The sequence below is a fragment of the Paracoccus sp. JM45 genome (assembly GCF_003590715.1).
Classification (GTDB): Bacteria; Pseudomonadota; Alphaproteobacteria; order Rhodobacterales; family Rhodobacteraceae; genus Paracoccus.
In genome coordinates this window covers 79,928-95,543 of record NZ_QQVY01000010.1, presented here as the reverse complement: position 1 = coordinate 95,543, position 15,616 = coordinate 79,928, and the positions used below count along the sequence as shown (strand labels likewise).

Below are 15,616 nucleotides of genomic sequence, written 5' to 3'. Positions count from 1 at the left end.
CACACGATCCGTCACCACAAAGCGCTGCTCGTTCATCCCAACCTCCGTTTGGGAGATTTGAATCAGAAATCAAAACCTATGGGAAGTATGATTGTCCACGGGCCCTAGTGCCCCCTTGCCCCCTGGGGGCTGACAGGCCAGAAGCGAAAGCAGACCGAACCCCGTTCAGGTCTGCTTTTTCGTCTGTCCGAGGTGCCTATGCCCGCCCCCCATGTCGCGATCCTGATGGCCAGCTATCAAGGGGCTGCCCATATCGGCACGCAGCTGGAAAGCATTGCCGCGCAGATACATTCGAACTGGTCACTGGTGGTGTCAGATGATGGATCGACCGATGACACGCCGGATCTGGTGCAAGATTTCGCAAAGCAGCACCCCCATCAGGTCACGATGGTTCAGGGGCCGCGGCAGGGTGCAACGCAGAACTTCCTGTCACTGGTAGAAGCCGCACCCGATGATGCCATGATCGCTTTTTGCGATCAGGACGACAAATGGCTGCCGGAAAAGCTGGAACGGGCGGCTACCTATCTGGCGCCACACAAAGAACCCGCCCATTATGCCGCCCGCACAATCATCACCGATGGTCAATTGCAGCCACTGACGGAATCACGCCATTTCCTGCGGCCGCTGTGTTTTCGAAATGCCCTGGTTCAGGCGATCATGGCGGGAAACACCTCGGTTTTTAACAGTAGCGCGGTCGGATTGCTGAAACAGGCCGCCGGTTCTGCGCGGCAGGCGGATGTTATTTCGCATGATTGGTGGGCCTATCAGGTGACGTCAGGGGCGGGTGCTGCGCTTTGGCATGACCCGCGCCCGTCACTGCTTTATCGTCAACATGACCGAAGCGAGGTTGGCCGCAATGATACCCTGCCCGCACTTGCCGCACGTATGCGCAAACTGATGGCGGGGGATTTTGGTGCGTGGATGGCGGCAAACCATAATGCGCTGCATCCCATGCGCCATCTTCTGACCGAGGCGAGCCGGCAGGTGTTCGATCAGGTGGACAGGATGCTGTCATCATCCGGTCCACAGGCCCTGTTGGCGATGCGCCGCGCGGGGCTGTACAGACAGACGCGGCCTGCGACGGCAATGCTTTCGGCCACGGTCGTTGCGGGACGGTTGCGGCGCCCCGCCTGAGGGTCACTCGATAATCAGATCGGCATGCAGCGCACCGGCGGCATGGATCGATTTCAGAATGTCGATCATATCACGCGGACGCACACCAAGGGCATTCAGGCCATCGACCAGATCGGACAGGTTCGTTTCGCCCGCAACCTCGACAAAGCCAATTCCGGGTTCCTGACGCAATTCGACATTGGTGCGCGGAACGGTGACCGTTTCTCCCTCGGCAAAGGGATTGGGTTGGGACACGACCGGCGCTTCGCTGACGCGCAATGTCAGATTGCCTTGCGATACGGCGACCCGCGAAATACGTACCCGTTCGCCCACAACAATTGTGCCCGATTTATGGTCGATCACAACCTTGGCACGATCCTCGGGCTCGATCATCAAATTCTCGATCCGACCCACGACACGGGCAGGGTTTACATCACCCAGATCCCGAAAACTGACCACCACTGTGCCGCTGTCCAGCGTCACGGCCAGTGCCTTGTTGAAATCACGGTTGATCGCATCCTCAACCCGGGTGGCCGTGGTGAAATCGGCATTACGCAAGGCGATGCGGATGTTGTCGATGCCGGCAAAGTCGAACTCGACCTCACGCTCGACCCGCGCACCTAAGGGGATAGTGCCGGTGGTGGGCACGCCTTCGACCACACGGGCGGCGTCCCCTTGCGCTGCCACGCCACCCGCGATGATTGACCCCTGCGCAACTGCATAGATATTGCCATCGGCCGCCTTTAACGGCGTCATCACCAGCGTGCCACCCAGCAGACTTTTGGCATCGCCAATGGCCGAGACGCTGACATTGATCCGGCTGCCTGACCGCGCAAAGGGTGGCAGGGCGGCGGTCACGATCACCGCTGCGACGTTCTTGGATCGCAAAGCCTCATCCGTGACATTCACACCAAGACGTTCCAACAGGCTTGCCAGCATTTCCTCGGTGAAGGGCGCGTTGCGAAAGCCGTCGCCTGATCCGTCCAGACCGACAACAAGGCCGTAGCCGACCAGATCGTTGCCGCGCACGCCGTCGAAATCGGCCAGATCCTTGATCCGCACCGGCACAGCCAGAACGGCGCTGGTGATCGTAAACCAGATAACCAGCGCTGCCGTGATGATCCGCATCATAGGTAATCCACCAGATTCAGCCGCGACAGGCGGGCGGTGACGGCAAACAATGCCTCCAGCTGGGATTCAACTTCGGTCAGGGCGGTGGCGGTTTCATAGGGATCGGCGCTGCGGATATCATTGCGCGAAATTTCCAGCGTACTCAGCGCCGCCGCGTTCGAGGTCTCCGCCCGCGCCACCGCCTGTTGGGTCAAACCGACGCGTCCCATTTCACCCAGCAACGCGGCATCTGCGGCCACCAACGCATGACCACTTTGTCGCAGCAGCGCATTCTGTTCTTCCGGCTGCCCCGCCAATGTGCCTCGATCAAGAATAGCCGCCGTCGCCAGCCCTTTTAACACATCCCGCACTGCCGGTGACGCCGCCGAGGTCGTGATCTGCACCGATTGCCGGTCGCCGACCGGAATGCTTTGGCCCGCCCCCGTTGTTCCGTGATAGGCGACATCCAGAAAGCCCCCCGACCCTTCCGGCGCATCGAACCACGCTGCAATCGCCGTGCTGATCTCTGCCGCAGTGGTCATGCCTGCGGTCACACCCTGCAACGCATCCAGTATCTGCGCGCTGTCAGACAGCGGCTGCTGGTTGCTGGCCAGCCCCGACAACAGATAGCGGTTGCTGTCCATGCCGTTCAGCCGCTGGATGACCGTATCGAAGGCGTTCGACACCCCGGTCGCGCGGGTGCCCAGCTGGGTGGTGGTGCCAGCAAAAGGGTCACTGATCAGGTTGATGCCCAGATCATTCGTCACGCTGCGGACACCTGCAAAGATGTCCTGCATCGCCTGCAACTGGATCCCGACCTCTTTGGCGTTGCCTTGCAACTGGGTGGTCTGGGAAATGCGTCCCTCGATCTGGTTCAGGGCGCGGGTATTGCCTTGCAACCGCTGACCCAGATCGGCCACCTCGCCCGAGGCGACCTCTTGCGTCAGGGTGGTCATGGTCGTTTTCAACCGGTTCGTAGCCGATTGCATGACATAGGCACGGGCCTGATCGCCGATACTGTTCATCGTCATGGATTACATCCCCAGAATCTGGTCAAGCATGTCGTCCACCGCGCGCAGAACACGCGCATTGGCGGCATAGCTTTGTTCGTATTGCAGCAGCTTTTGCATCTCGGCGTCGCTATCGACCCCGTCCGCCATGATACTGGACGAAATGGTGGAATACCGGCTGCTGCGAATGGCCAGATCGGCATCCGAATTGACGCGGGCGGTCGAAACCCGCGCCTCTAGCGTGCCAAAGCGCGTGCCAAGCGTGGCCGCCCCGTCCAACCCGCCCGAGGACGGCTGCCGCGTCGCATCCAGTGCCGACAGCATGCCGTTCAGAACCGAACCGGATCCCACCGGCCCTTCGGCAGTGGCCTGCAATCCGGACCGCAGACGCCACGCGGACCCGCCCTGCGCGGGATCGACAGCAGTGTTCAGGGTCAGACGACCGGCCAGACCGACGATATTCGCAACCGTCGCGCGCCCGCCCTGATCGGTAAACAGACCGGCATCACCCGCCCCCAATGTCGGATCGACCTGAGTGCTGGCCAGACGGTCGGCCAGATCAAAGGCCAAAGCGTCCAGATCCGCCTGCATTTCAGGGGCCAGTTCATCGCGGATCTGGAAGTTGGCGGCCAAAGAGCCACCACCGAACAGCCGCATCTGGCTTTGGTTCAGTGCCGTACCGTTGAAGGTAAGCAACTGCAGCGGCGATCCGACCGACTGACCGGCCGTGACCTGCGCGCTGCCTGAAAACCCGATCTTTGCAGGCAGGCTGCCATCCAGCAGGGCCGCACCTTCGGTAGTAAACAGGGCGACCTTTCCGGCATCGCGTGTCACCTCTTGCACGGGCACGATGCTGGCAATGCGGTCAATCACCTGCTGGCGTTCGTCCATCAAGGGCGAGGCATCCGACCCGTCTGCATCCAGCACCGCGATGCGGGCATTCAGATAGGCCACCCGTTCCAGCGACGTATTCAGCGTTGCGACATCCGACGCGATGGATTGCTGCGCCGTGCTGCGGGCATCCTGAACCGCGTCCGAGACGTCATTCAACCGCAGAGCCAGCGCATTTGCGCCCGACACCACCTGCGCCAAACGCAAATCGTCATCGGGCCGCGTGGCTGCCGACCCAAGCGCCGCCTGAAAATTGTTCAGCGCCGTGCTAAGCGCGCTGTCCTGCCCCGGCAGGCCAATGACAGACTCCATCCTGGTCTGGAAAGCATTGGTCGTTGCGGCATTGGACATTGCCGATCCTGCAACCCGCGATTCAGACAGCAGGCTGGCGTTCACGACACGCGTCAACCCGTCAACACGCACCCCCCCGGACACCAAGGGCGTGCTGACCACCATGTCCCGCCGCGCATAGCCGGGGGTCATGACGTTGGCCAGATTGTTGGCGACGTTTTCTGTGCCGCGCGCCGTGGCGGTCAGTCCCGACATCGCGTTCGAGATGGCGTTGGCAATGCTCATTCATACCCTCCTGCGGATGCCGCGGATCTATCAGCGTTTGATGTTGGTGGTTTCCTGCAGCATCTCATCCACGGTCTGGATAATCTTGGCATTCGACGAATAGGCCCGCTGCGTGCTGATCAGATCGGTCAGTTCCTGCGCGATATCGGTGGTCGAGGATTCCCGCGCATAGCCTGCGATCGACCCCGTCGGCCCGTCGCCGGCATCCCACAAAAAGAAGCTGCCGGATTCAAGGGAAGGCTTGAATGCCTGCCCCTCCATCGCGGTCAGGCCGTTGGGGTTGGGGACATTGACGACCGGAATGCGGTACAATGTCTTCACAAAGCCGGTGTCATAGGTTGCATTGACCATGCCGTTGGCATCCACCTCGACGTTGACCAGCTGGCCCACGGGCGATCCGTTGCGCGTGATATTCGAGGATGAAAAGCTGGTCGCCAGTTGCTTGATGCCCGCGTCGCTGCCCGGCGCACCGATAAACAGGTCCAGATCGCCGCCGCCCACCTGCAGCGGGATGGTGCCCGTGTCCGGATCATAAGCCAGCCCCGAAATCTGCGTGACCTCGGCGATTGTCCCCCCCAAAGCCTGTGAATCGTCAAAGCGCATGCGGAAGGACGACACCACCGCGTTGTCGGATGCGGAATCCCGCACCTCGACCAGCCATGAATTCGACAGACCGCCCGCAGTGGCGGTGTCGGGTGTAAAGGTAATGTCCAGTGATTCAGACGTGCCCAGATTGCCGTAGTATTCGACCTTCAGCGGCAAAGAGGCACCCGACGCTGTCGCAGCGGTTTCCGTCGCGGGCAGGTTGGCCCCGATCCTGACCTGTGTGGTCGGATCGCCAACGGGCTTGTTGGCATCAATGCGGATCGGTTCCAGCGCGGTTGCCGTGTCGCGCGCCACCAGTGACATGGTCCCGTCGGCATTGGTCGGCCAGCCCATCAGCACCAGCCCGCCATCGGTCCGCAGCAGACCCTGTGCATCGGTCCGGAACGATCCGGTGCGCGTCATCAGCAAACTGGGCTGATCGCCGCTGTTCACCTCGGACAGGGCGGCAACGGGCAGCATTCCCTGCCCCGTCATTGCCAGATCCAGGGGATGCGATGTGGTGACGATAGCGCCTTCCTTGGCGATGTCACGCTGGGTCGATGACCGCACACCACCCGCCGTGTAAAGGCCGCTGCCCTGCCCCACGACAATGGAATCAAATTCGGTTTCGACCCGCTTGTACCCATAGGTCGAGGCATTCGCGATATTGTCCGAGATGGTCCCGAGACGAGAGGAATTTGCAGCCAGACCGGATACACCGGCATTCATTGCAGAGGAAATGGACATGGACAGACACCCTTCCGGTTCAGTGTTGTCCATCATCCTTTCCGACAAGATTTAAGATTCGGATAATTCGGGTGATCAGCGCAGCAAGATAAGCTCGACCCGGTTGTTTGTCGGGTCCATCGGGTTGCCAGTGCGGTTTTTGCGGTCGGCATAGCCGCTGACCCGCTGGACCCGTTTAGGGTCGAATCGCGCCCGTTCCAGCAGATTTCGCACAGTATGGGCGCGGGCGTCGGATAAGGACCAGACGGGGTTGGCGACCATCATTTCAGGATAGGACCGCACATGCCCCGCCAGTGCAATCTGGTTGCGCGTCCGCCCGATCACGCGGGCAATCACATCGACCAGTTCGACCAGTTCGGGCATCGGCTGGCCCGTATCCTGAACAAACAGAGGCGCATCTGTCAGGTCGGTCAGTTCAATAACCAACCCCTCATCCGTCATGCGGGTCACGACATGCTTTAACAGGTTTGTCAGCTGCATCGATTCCGCGCCCGTGCCGGTCAGGCTTTTCTGCACAGCCTGTGCAACCTGATCAAAATCGCCGGCCTGTTCGCTGTCAGGCAAAGTGGATTGCACGGCATGACGCACACCTTCCTCGATGCCATCGCCAGCCGCACCTGCACTGCGTGCCATGCTGGGGGTGAAATATTGCGCAAGGCCTTGCCGCTGTTCCTGACTGGTCGCATTCAACAGCCACATCAGCAGGAAAAACGCCATCATCGCCGTCACGAAATCTGCATAGGCGACCTTCCATGCGCCGCCATGATGGCCACCTTCGGGGGCGGCTTCGATGCGTTTGATAATGATCGGCGCATTATTCGCACCCTTGCCCGCAGCCATATCGCCACTCCGTGTTTAATGTCAGGGTGCAATGTCGCTGCTGGCGCGGATGCAAACAAGTTAATGCATCAAATGGTCTATATTTAGCGGCCCTTAGTCATAGCTGCGACGATCTTCGATCACCTTGCCATCATTGGGCAAACTGCCGATGGGGACCAGCTGCACATCGGCCTTCAGCTTTAACGTATCAAGGATTGCACCTGAATAGACCGACGCATCCTGCGCCGCTGTTTCCAGCTGGACCATCATCACATCCATCTCGTCACGGCGGTCGGCGATGACGCGAGCACGGGCAATATCGGGATGGCGCGCGACCAATGCCGCGACCTGTTCAGGGCGCACAAACATACCCTTGATTTTGGTCGTCTGGTCGGCGCGCCCCAACCACCCCTTGATCCGCATATTCGTGCGCCCACAGGGGCTGGTGCCGGTCATCACCGCCGTCAAATCACCGGTGGCAAAACGGATCAGTGGATAATCAGGGTTCAGCGTGGTGACCAGAACCTCGCCTACCTCCCCGTCTGGCACGGGGTCGCCGGTGCCGGGGCGGACGATTTCAATGATAACGCCTTCATCGACAATCATCCCTTCCAGCGCCTTGGATTCATAGGCGATATTGCCCAGATCGGCGGTGGCATAGCATTGCCGCGTTACAATTCCACGGTCGGCATAGGCCTGCCGCAGCGACGGAAACAGCGCACCGCCCCCCACAACCGCGCGGGTCAAGGACAGGGTTTCGCCCATCTGATCGGCGCGGTCCAGAATGACCTTCAGGAAATCGGGCGTTCCCGCATAACAGGTGGTGCCGATATCGACCGCCGCCCGCACCTGCAATTCGGTCTGACCCGTCCCCGCGGGCAACACGGCGGCGTCCACCGCCCGCGCACCGGATTCGAACATCATCCCCGCAGGCGTCAGGTGATAGCCGAAACAGTTCTGCACGATATCTCCGCGCCCCACACCTGACGCATGTAGAAAGCGCCCCAACCGCCACCAATCGCCGTCCCGCCGCCCCGGTTCATAGATGGGCCCGGGGCTTTGGAACACGTGGTCGAATTCAGCGGCCAGACGCGTCGTATACCCCCCGAAGGGCGGCGATTTTCGCTGCGCCTCGGACAGCTCCGCCTTGCGGATGACCGGCAGGCTAGCCAGCGCATCGCGCGTGGTGATCTTTGCCGGATCGACATCGCGCAGCAGCCGCGCCAATGCGGGGGCCGTCTTGGCGCGGGTGATCGCAAGGGGCAGCGCCTCGGCCAGCGCCTTGTCGCGGGCGGCCTGATCGCGGGTTTCCATTTCGTCGTAATATGATGGCATGATGCGGTCCCCCTTAAGCCAGCCAGCGCTTGCGGCGGCGATAGCTGCGCGTGTCGCGGAAGGATTTGCGCCCTTCGTCGGACATGCCCAGATAGAATTCCTTGACGTCGGGGTTCTCGCGCAGCTCGCTGGCCAGACCCTCCATCACGACGCGACCGTTTTCCAGAATGTAACCTTCATGGGCATATCGCAGCGCCACGTTTGTGTTCTGTTCGGCCAGCAGGAAGGTGACGCCCTCACCCTCGTTCACGGCCTTCACGATTTCGAAGATCTGCTCGACCAGTTGCGGGGCCAGACCCATGGATGGTTCATCCAGCAGGATCATCTCGGGGCGCGACATCAGGGCGCGACCCATGGCGACCATCTGCTGTTCCCCGCCCGAGGTATATCCGGCCTGACTTTTGCGCCTTTCGCGCAGACGCGGGAAATACTCATAGACCATTTCCAGATCGCGTTTGACCGCAGCACCGCCATCCGTGCGGGTATAGGCGCCGGTCAGCAGGTTTTCCTCGACCGTCAGGTGTTCAAAACAATGGCGGCCTTCCATGACCTGAATGACGCCCTTCTTGACCAAAGCGGCAGGGTTCTGGCGGGCGACCTTTTCGCCCTTATAGGTGATGCTGCCTTTCGTCACCTCGCCCCGTTCGCTGGCCAGAAGGTTCGAAATGGCCTTCAGCGTCGTCGTCTTGCCAGCCCCGTTGCCGCCCAGCAGCGCGGTGATGCCGCCCTTGGGCACGGACAGGCTGACGCCCTTCAGGACCAGAATGACGTGATTATAGATCACCTCGATATTGTTGACTTCCAGCAGCGTCTCGCGGTGTTCGGCATCGAACATGGGGCGGCCCCTTTTGGTGTTGGACCGGCGGCGGATATCCCCGCCGCCGGCAAGGTATCAGTTACAGCGCGGGGTCAGACCGGCCTCGGCTGCATAAGCCTGACTGTCTTCCTTGACCAAGGCATCCAGAATTTCGGCGTCAGGTTCGATGAAATCGGTGATCAGATTCCACTGCCCCGCCGTGGCATCCCATTGCTGGATACGGCCCAGACCATCGCCGCCATGGTTTTCGCAAGACAGCTTGATCGGCGCGCCAAAGTCCGGCAGGCCCAGTTCGACCATGCGTTCGGCGGTGATATCCAGACCCTCGAACCCGTCGCGCATCTGGGCGGCGTTGATCTCGGCTGTGCCAGCCAGTTCCTGCGCCTTGGCGATGGCTTCGGCGATGACAAGCGCGGCATAGGCACCACGGGAATAAAGCACGTTCCCCATCTGGTCCCCCGCACCCGATGCTTTGCCCGCGTCATGAACATATTGCTTCATGTCGGCATACAGCGGGTAATCCTGACCGACGCCGTGGAAGGTCAGCGACTTATATCCATCAGCCCCTGCACCGGCGGGTTTGACGTCATTTTCGGATCCCGACCACCAGATACCAATAAAATGATCCATCGGGAAACGGACGTTCACTGCCTCTTGAATGGCAACCTGATTCATGACGCCCCATGCATACATGATGACGTAATCGGGCTTTTCACGACGGATCTGCAGCCATTGTGATTTCTGTTCCTGACCGGGCGCATCGACCGGCAGTTCCATCAGATCAAAGCCGTGCTTTTCCGACAGTTCTTGCAAGGTGCGGATCGGTTCCTTGCCATAGGCGCTGTTGTGATAGACCAGCGCGATCTTTTTTCCCGACAGATCACCGCCTTCCTGATCAAGGATATGCTTGACCGCGACCGAAGCCCCATCCCAATAATTCGCAGGCGCATTGAACACCCATTCAAAGACAGTCCCGTCCTTGGCCGAGGTCCTGCCATAGCCCGGCGTATAAAGCGAAATGCCATCCACACCGATTTTCGGGATCAGCTGATAGGTGATGCCGGTGGACAGCGGGTTCAGCACCAGCGGGTTTTGCGATTTCAGCGCCTCGTAACACTCTATCCCCTTTTCGGTATTATAGGCGGTCTCGCATTCCGGCACCTGAACGATCTGTCCGCCGATGCCGCCATCGCGTTCGTTCAGCAGCGTGAAATAATCGGAAAATCCGTCGGCATAGGGAATGCCGTTGGCCGCATAGGGGCCGGTGCGATAGGACATATTGGGCACGACCAGATCAGCCATGGCGGGGGCGGCAAGCATCGTGGCCGCAGCGACGATGGCGGGGAACTTCAGTTTCATTGCAAGTCTCCTCCCAGAGATGAAAGATGCCGAATTTGCAGAACTGGCTTAATGCGGGAACGGCCACAGCCGCAGCTTTTCCTTGGTCAGTGACCACAGACGGGCCAGCCCGTGCGGTTCGACGATCAGGAAGGTGACGATCAGCGCGCCCACGATCATCAGTTCGATATGGGCGGCCAGATCAGTGGGCCAGCCAAGGTTGCCGACCAGCAGGTTCTTCAGCAGCACCGGCAGCAGCACCAGAAACGCCGCGCCTGCAAAGCTGCCGAAAATGCTGCCCAGCCCGCCGATGATGATCATGAACAGGACCAAAAAGCTTTTGTTGATGCCGAAAGCCTCACCCACCTCGGCCGCGCCCAGATAGACCGAAAACAGCAATGCGCCCGCGATGCCGATGAAGAAACTGCTGACGGCAAAGGCGGACAGCTTGGCGGTCAAGGGGTTCACGCCGATGATCTCGGCGGCGATATCCATATCGCGGATCGCCATCCAGCGGCGCCCGATACTGCCCCGCGTCAGGTTGCGGGCCATCCATGCAACCAGAAAGGCAAAGACCAGACAGACCAGATATTTGGCCGAGGCACTGGCCGCGGGACCGCTGATCGCCTGTTCCATGAAGGTACGCGTCGGCGCGGTGATCTGACCCGAGGCCGAATAGTTGTAAAACCACGGCACCTTGTTGAACAACCAGACCAGAAAGAACTGCGCCGCCAGCGTGGCGACTGCCAGATAGAACCCCTTGATCCGCAGCGACGGCAGACCGAACAGCACGCCGACCACGGCGGTGATCGCCCCCGCCAGCACCACGTGGATCAGCAGGCTGACATCGGGAAACGCGGTCATCAGCTTATAGACGGCATAGGCGCCCACGGCCATGAAGCCACCGGTCCCCAGACTGACCTGACCGGCATAGCCCGTCAGGACGTTCAGCCCGATGGCCGCGATGGCATAGATCAGGAAGGGCACCAAAACCGCGCTGGCCCAGTAATCGTTGATGACGAAGGGCACGATGCCGAAGGCCACCGCAACCACCGCGTAATATCCCCAGCGTTCCAGCTTGATCGGAAAGGTCTGGCTGTCGTCCCGGTAGCTTGTCTTGAAATCGCCCGCCTCACGATACAGCATCGCGGTTCTCCTCTATTGCGTCCCTTTGCGGGGGCTTCGCGCCCCCACACCCCCGCGGGATATTTCCGCACGAATGAAGGGCATTCCGCCCCCTCCTTGCGCGTGTCCAAATATCCCCGCCGGAGGCACCCGAGATTTCCACAATCACACCCGCTCGATAATACGTTCGCCAAACAGGCCCTGAGGTCGGAACACCAGAAACAGCAGCGCCAGCACATAAGCGAACCAGTTTTCGGTCGCGCCACCGACCATCGGGCCGATCGAAAATTCAAACAGCTTTTCGCCCACACCGATGATCAGCCCGCCGACAATCGCACCGGGGATCGAGGTAAAGCCGCCCAGCATCAGCACCGGCAGCGCCTTGAGCGCGATCAGAGACAGGCTGAACTGTACGCCGGACTTGGTGCCCCACATGATGCCCGCGACCAGCGCCACAAAGCCCGCGATCGACCAGACCATCACCCAGATAAAGCGCAGGCTGATGCCGACCGACAGCGCCGCCTGATGGTCGTCGGCGACAGCACGCATGGCACGGCCCTGCTTGGTATATTGCGCGAAGGCGACCAAAGCTGCGACCAGCAGGGCCGCGATCACGGTGGCCCAGATGTCCAGCCGGTCGATGAAGTAACCATAGCCGAACCAGCTGTCGGTAACCGTTTCGATGCTTTCAGAAATGCCCTGCGGCAGGCCGACATCCAGTGTCTTGATGTCGGCGCCCCACATGACATCGCCCAAGCCTTCAAGAAAATAGGCCATGCCGATGGTGGCCATGAACAGGATGATCGGTTCCTGACCGACCAGATGTTGCAGGACCAGTTTCTCGATCAGGAAGGCCAGCCCGACCATGACCAGCGCCGTCAGCGCAATGGCCAGAACCGATGGCACGGTCCAGCCAAAATGATGCAGGCTGGTGCCGAAGGCTGCGTTGATCAGATGAGCGAAGGGCACCTGTCCGTTCTGGATGCCGACCAGCGTCAGCGCCGCAAACAGCGCCAGAACCCCTTGGGCATAGTTGAAAACGCCCGAAGCCTTGAAGATCAGCACAAAGCCAAGCGCGACCAGCGCATACATCACGCCCGTCATCAACCCGTTCAGCATCACCTCGGATGCAAAGATCAGCTGGTCCATCACAGGCTCCTTTTCGCGCGAAAATCAGGGCGGGGATCAGTCATGGGCCACCCCCAGATAGGCGTCGATCACCTGCTGGTTGTTGCGGACCTCATCGGGGGTGCCGTCGCCGATCTTGCGGCCGTAATCCATCACGACCACGCGGTCGGACAGGTCCATGACCACGCCCATGTCATGTTCGATCAGGCAGATCGTCGTGCCGAACTCATCGTTCACGTCCAGGATGAAGCGGGACATGTCCTCCTTTTCCTCGACGTTCATGCCGGCCATGGGTTCGTCCAGCAGCAGCAGCTGTGGCTCGGCGGCCAGCGCTCGCGCCAGCTCGACCCGCTTTTTCAGCCCGTAAGGTAGCCGACCCACAGGCGTCTTGCGGATGTTCTGGATTTCCAGAAAGTCGATGATCTGCTCAACGACGGCGCGGTTTTCGTTTTCCTCACGCTCGGCCTTGCCCCACCAGATGGCTTGGGATAGAAACCCCGCCTTCATCTTGTTCAGGCGGCCGGTCATGATGTTGTCCAAGACGCTCATCCCGTCGAACAGGGCGATATTCTGGAAGGTCCGCGCGACCCCATGCCCCGCAACCTGATGCGGTTTCATCGGCTGGCGGCGGCTGCCCTTGAACCAGACCTCGCCGTCTTGGGGGTGATAGAAACCGGACACCACGTTCAGCATGCTGGATTTGCCAGCGCCGTTGGGGCCGATGATGGCGCGGATTTCGCCTTGGCGGATGTCAAAGCTAATATCCTTGATGGCCACGACGCCGCCAAAGCGCAGGGTGATGTTTTTCAGCTCCATCAGCTTGCCACCGATCTGGCGGCCATCGGCGGTAATATAGCCGTCGCTTGTCATGCTGTTCATTGTGCTGCCACCTTTGCTTGGGCCGCATCGCCAAAGACCGGCACGTCCATAATCCTCAATGTGGCGCTGATCTGGCCCTTGCGACCGTCTTCATAGGTGACCTCGGTGCGGGTATGGATGCTGTCCGACCCGTCATAAAGCGCACCCACCAGATCGGCGAACTTGTCGTTGATCACTGCACGCCGAACCTTGCGGGTACGGGTCATTTCGCCGTCATCGGGGTCCAGTTCCTTGTGCAGCACAAGGAAGCGATGCACCTGACAGCCCGACAGCATCGGGTCCTGTGCGACCGATTTATTTACCTCGGCGATGTGTTCCTTGATCGCGCCATAAATCTCCGGATGGCCCGCCAGTTCCTGATAGCTGGAATAGGCGATGTTGTTGCGTTCCGCCCAATTACCGACCGCTGACAGGTCGATATTGATCATCGCGGTGCAATAATCGCGCCCGTTGCCGATCACGACGGCCTCAAGAATACTGGGATAGAATTTCAGCTTATTCTCGACATATTTTGGCGCGAACATGCTGCCATCGGCCATTTTACCAACGTCTTTGGCGCGGTCGATAATCCGCAGATGGCCGGTCGCTTTCTCAAAGAAACCCGCATCTCCGGTGGCGACCCAACCTTCTGGGTCTTTGGTGGACGCAGTGCTTTCGGCGTTCTTGTAATATTCAACAAAGGTGCCAGAGCTGCGGTAATAGACCTCTCCGTTATCACCAATGCGGACCTCGACGCCGGGGCTGGGCACGCCGACCGTGTCGGACCGCACCTGCCCGTCGGGCTGCTGGGTGATGAAAACGGAGGCTTCGGTCTGGCCGTAAAGCTGTTTTAGATTGATGCCGAGGCTGCGATAGAAATCAAAAATCTCGGGGCCGATCGCCTCACCTGCGGTATAGCCCACACGCACCCGCGACAGGCCGAGCGTATTTTTCAGCGGCCCGAAAACAAAGATGCGGCCAAGGGCATAGGCAAACCGATCCCCCCACGACACCGGCTTGCCATCCAAAAGCGACGGACCCGCACGGTGGGCAACATCCATGCCGCGCTTGAACAGCCACCGTTTAATACGGCCCGCATCCTCCATGCGGATCATCACCGAGGTCAGTTGGGTTTCAAAAACCCGCGGTGGCGCAAAGAAATAGGTCGGGCCGATTTCGCGCATATCGGTCATCATCGTATGCGCGCCTTCGGGGCAGTTTACGGTAAAGCCCGACCAGATCGCCTGTCCGACCGAAAAAATAAAATCGCCCACCCATGCCATCGGCAGATAGGCAACGATTTCTTCAGACTGGGTCAGGTGGTCAAAATCGCTGCTGTTCTTGGCGGTTTCGATGATGTTGCGGTTGGACAACACGACACCCTTGGGCTTGCCCGTGGTGCCGCTGGTGTAAAGCATGACGCAGGTACTGTCGTAATCCAGCCCTGCAACCATCGCGTCGATCATCGGCCCCAAACGGTCGGCGGCCTTGCGGCCACGGTCCTGAAGGTCGGCCACCGAATTCATCCGCGCATGGTCATATTTCCGCAAACCGCGCGCGTCGGTATAGATGATACGGTCAATGGCATCGATGGTGCGCTCGACCTCCAGCACCTTATCGACCTGTTCCTGATCACCGCAAATCACCATGCGCGCGCCGCAATGGCCCAACACATAGGTCATCTCTTCGGCAACGGCGTCCTGATACAGAGGCACAGGAATCGCGCCGCACATCTGGGCCGCGACCATAGCCCAGTAATGCGCCGGACGGTTGCGCCCAATAATGGCCACGTGGTCGCCGGGCTTCAGGCCCAGATCCATCATCCCCACAGCCATTGCACGAATTTCGTCAGCCGCCTGCGACCACGTCCAGCTTTGCCAGATCCCGTATTCCTTTTCACGATACGCCGGCCGGTCGCCGAAACGGGCCACATTCCGCGCCAGAAGCGCGGGAATAGAACGCAATTCGCTCACAGGCGTCTGCTGGTCCGTCATGTCTCCTCCCTCGTTGCGCGTCAGGCGCAATGTCGCCCGTGACCTCCTCCGCCCCGGTGACAGGTTTACTGTCGGGACCAATCTTTGCCGCAGTTTGTCGCAATTCCAACAAAATGTTACAGCGCTTCCGCAGATCGGCACCCGATGCTATCCATATCGGGCGATCATCC

General features: G+C 60.1%; 13 protein-coding genes. 1 reads left to right on the top strand and 12 read right to left on the bottom strand.

Annotated features, from left to right (window positions below):
- Positions 1-198 precede the first annotated feature (198 nt).
- Complete coding sequence (locus tag DWB67_RS13210) at positions 199-1,134, top strand: glycosyltransferase (protein WP_119808017.1); 936 nt, start codon at positions 199-201, stop codon at positions 1,132-1,134.
- Between the two features lie 3 nt (positions 1,135-1,137).
- On the opposite strand, the gene DWB67_RS13205 is transcribed toward DWB67_RS13210, so the two are convergent.
- The 12 genes from DWB67_RS13205 to DWB67_RS13150 all read right to left on the bottom strand — a co-directional run bounded on the left by DWB67_RS13205 (position 1,138) and on the right by DWB67_RS13150 (position 15,446).
- Entirely contained in the window at positions 1,138-2,241 is a 1,104-nt protein-coding gene (locus DWB67_RS13205) for a flagellar basal body P-ring protein FlgI (protein ID WP_119808027.1), read from the bottom strand.
- Positions 2,241-3,254, bottom strand: a complete 1,014-nt coding sequence (locus tag DWB67_RS13200; protein ID WP_119808016.1) for a flagellin — start codon at positions 3,252-3,254, stop codon at positions 2,241-2,243. Before DWB67_RS13200 ends, DWB67_RS13205 begins: the two co-directional genes overlap by 1 nt.
- Before the next feature lie 3 nt (positions 3,255-3,257).
- A complete protein-coding gene (gene flgK, locus DWB67_RS13195; RefSeq protein WP_119808015.1) occupies positions 3,258-4,700 on the bottom strand; it encodes a flagellar hook-associated protein FlgK in 1,443 nt (480 codons plus the stop codon).
- Between the two features lie 30 nt (positions 4,701-4,730).
- Entirely contained in the window at positions 4,731-6,032 is a 1,302-nt protein-coding gene (locus tag DWB67_RS13190) for a flagellar hook protein FlgE (RefSeq protein ID WP_119808026.1), read from the bottom strand.
- Between the two features lie 75 nt (positions 6,033-6,107).
- Positions 6,108-6,872 carry a flagellar motor protein MotB gene (locus tag DWB67_RS13185; protein ID WP_119808014.1) on the bottom strand — a complete coding sequence of 255 codons (765 nt, stop codon included), beginning with the start codon at positions 6,870-6,872 and terminating at the stop codon, positions 6,108-6,110.
- A gap of 93 nt (positions 6,873-6,965) precedes the next feature.
- Complete coding sequence (locus DWB67_RS13180) at positions 6,966-8,186, bottom strand: phenylacetate--CoA ligase family protein (RefSeq protein ID WP_119808013.1); 1,221 nt, start codon at positions 8,184-8,186, stop codon at positions 6,966-6,968.
- A gap of 13 nt (positions 8,187-8,199) precedes the next feature.
- Entirely contained in the window at positions 8,200-9,021 is an 822-nt protein-coding gene (locus DWB67_RS13175; protein WP_119808012.1) for an ABC transporter ATP-binding protein, read from the bottom strand.
- A 57-nt stretch (positions 9,022-9,078) separates the two neighbouring features.
- Positions 9,079-10,362 carry an ABC transporter substrate-binding protein gene (locus DWB67_RS13170; protein ID WP_119808011.1) on the bottom strand — a complete coding sequence of 428 codons (1,284 nt, stop codon included), beginning with the start codon at positions 10,360-10,362 and terminating at the stop codon, positions 9,079-9,081.
- A 48-nt stretch (positions 10,363-10,410) separates the two neighbouring features.
- A complete protein-coding gene (locus DWB67_RS13165; RefSeq protein ID WP_119808010.1) occupies positions 10,411-11,487 on the bottom strand; it encodes a branched-chain amino acid ABC transporter permease in 1,077 nt (358 codons plus the stop codon).
- Positions 11,488-11,631: 144 nt separating this feature from the next.
- Positions 11,632-12,618 carry a branched-chain amino acid ABC transporter permease gene (locus DWB67_RS13160; RefSeq protein WP_182911581.1) on the bottom strand — a complete coding sequence of 329 codons (987 nt, stop codon included), beginning with the start codon at positions 12,616-12,618 and terminating at the stop codon, positions 11,632-11,634.
- Positions 12,619-12,651: 33 nt separating this feature from the next.
- Positions 12,652-13,473 carry an ABC transporter ATP-binding protein gene (locus DWB67_RS13155; RefSeq protein ID WP_119808008.1) on the bottom strand — a complete coding sequence of 274 codons (822 nt, stop codon included), beginning with the start codon at positions 13,471-13,473 and terminating at the stop codon, positions 12,652-12,654.
- Positions 13,470-15,446: an AMP-binding protein gene (locus DWB67_RS13150; RefSeq protein ID WP_119808007.1), complete on the bottom strand. Its 1,977-nt coding sequence runs from the start codon at positions 15,444-15,446 to the stop codon at positions 13,470-13,472. The genes DWB67_RS13155 and DWB67_RS13150 overlap by 4 nt, the downstream gene beginning before the upstream one ends.
- Between the last annotated feature and the right edge of the window lie 170 nt (positions 15,447-15,616).

Bases quoted from the DNA above. Each gene is read 5' to 3' on its own strand.
- DWB67_RS13210 (WP_119808017.1), top strand. From the start codon at position 199: ATGCCCGCCCCCCATGTCGCGATCCTGATGGCCAGCTATCAAGGGGCT.
- DWB67_RS13205 (WP_119808027.1), bottom strand. From the start codon at position 2,241: ATGCGGATCATCACGGCAGCGCTGGTTATCTGGTTTACGATCACCAGC.
- DWB67_RS13200 (WP_119808016.1), bottom strand. From the start codon at position 3,254: ATGACGATGAACAGTATCGGCGATCAGGCCCGTGCCTATGTCATGCAA.
- flgK (WP_119808015.1), bottom strand. From the start codon at position 4,700: ATGAGCATTGCCAACGCCATCTCGAACGCGATGTCGGGACTGACCGCC.
- DWB67_RS13190 (WP_119808026.1), bottom strand. From the start codon at position 6,032: ATGTCCATTTCCTCTGCAATGAATGCCGGTGTATCCGGTCTGGCTGCA.
- DWB67_RS13185 (WP_119808014.1), bottom strand. From the start codon at position 6,872: ATGGCTGCGGGCAAGGGTGCGAATAATGCGCCGATCATTATCAAACGC.
- DWB67_RS13180 (WP_119808013.1), bottom strand. From the start codon at position 8,186: ATGCCATCATATTACGACGAAATGGAAACCCGCGATCAGGCCGCCCGC.
- DWB67_RS13175 (WP_119808012.1), bottom strand. From the start codon at position 9,021: ATGTTCGATGCCGAACACCGCGAGACGCTGCTGGAAGTCAACAATATC.
- DWB67_RS13170 (WP_119808011.1), bottom strand. From the start codon at position 10,362: ATGAAACTGAAGTTCCCCGCCATCGTCGCTGCGGCCACGATGCTTGCC.
- DWB67_RS13165 (WP_119808010.1), bottom strand. From the start codon at position 11,487: ATGCTGTATCGTGAGGCGGGCGATTTCAAGACAAGCTACCGGGACGAC.
- DWB67_RS13155 (WP_119808008.1), bottom strand. From the start codon at position 13,473: ATGAACAGCATGACAAGCGACGGCTATATTACCGCCGATGGCCGCCAG.
- DWB67_RS13150 (WP_119808007.1), bottom strand. From the start codon at position 15,446: ATGACGGACCAGCAGACGCCTGTGAGCGAATTGCGTTCTATTCCCGCG.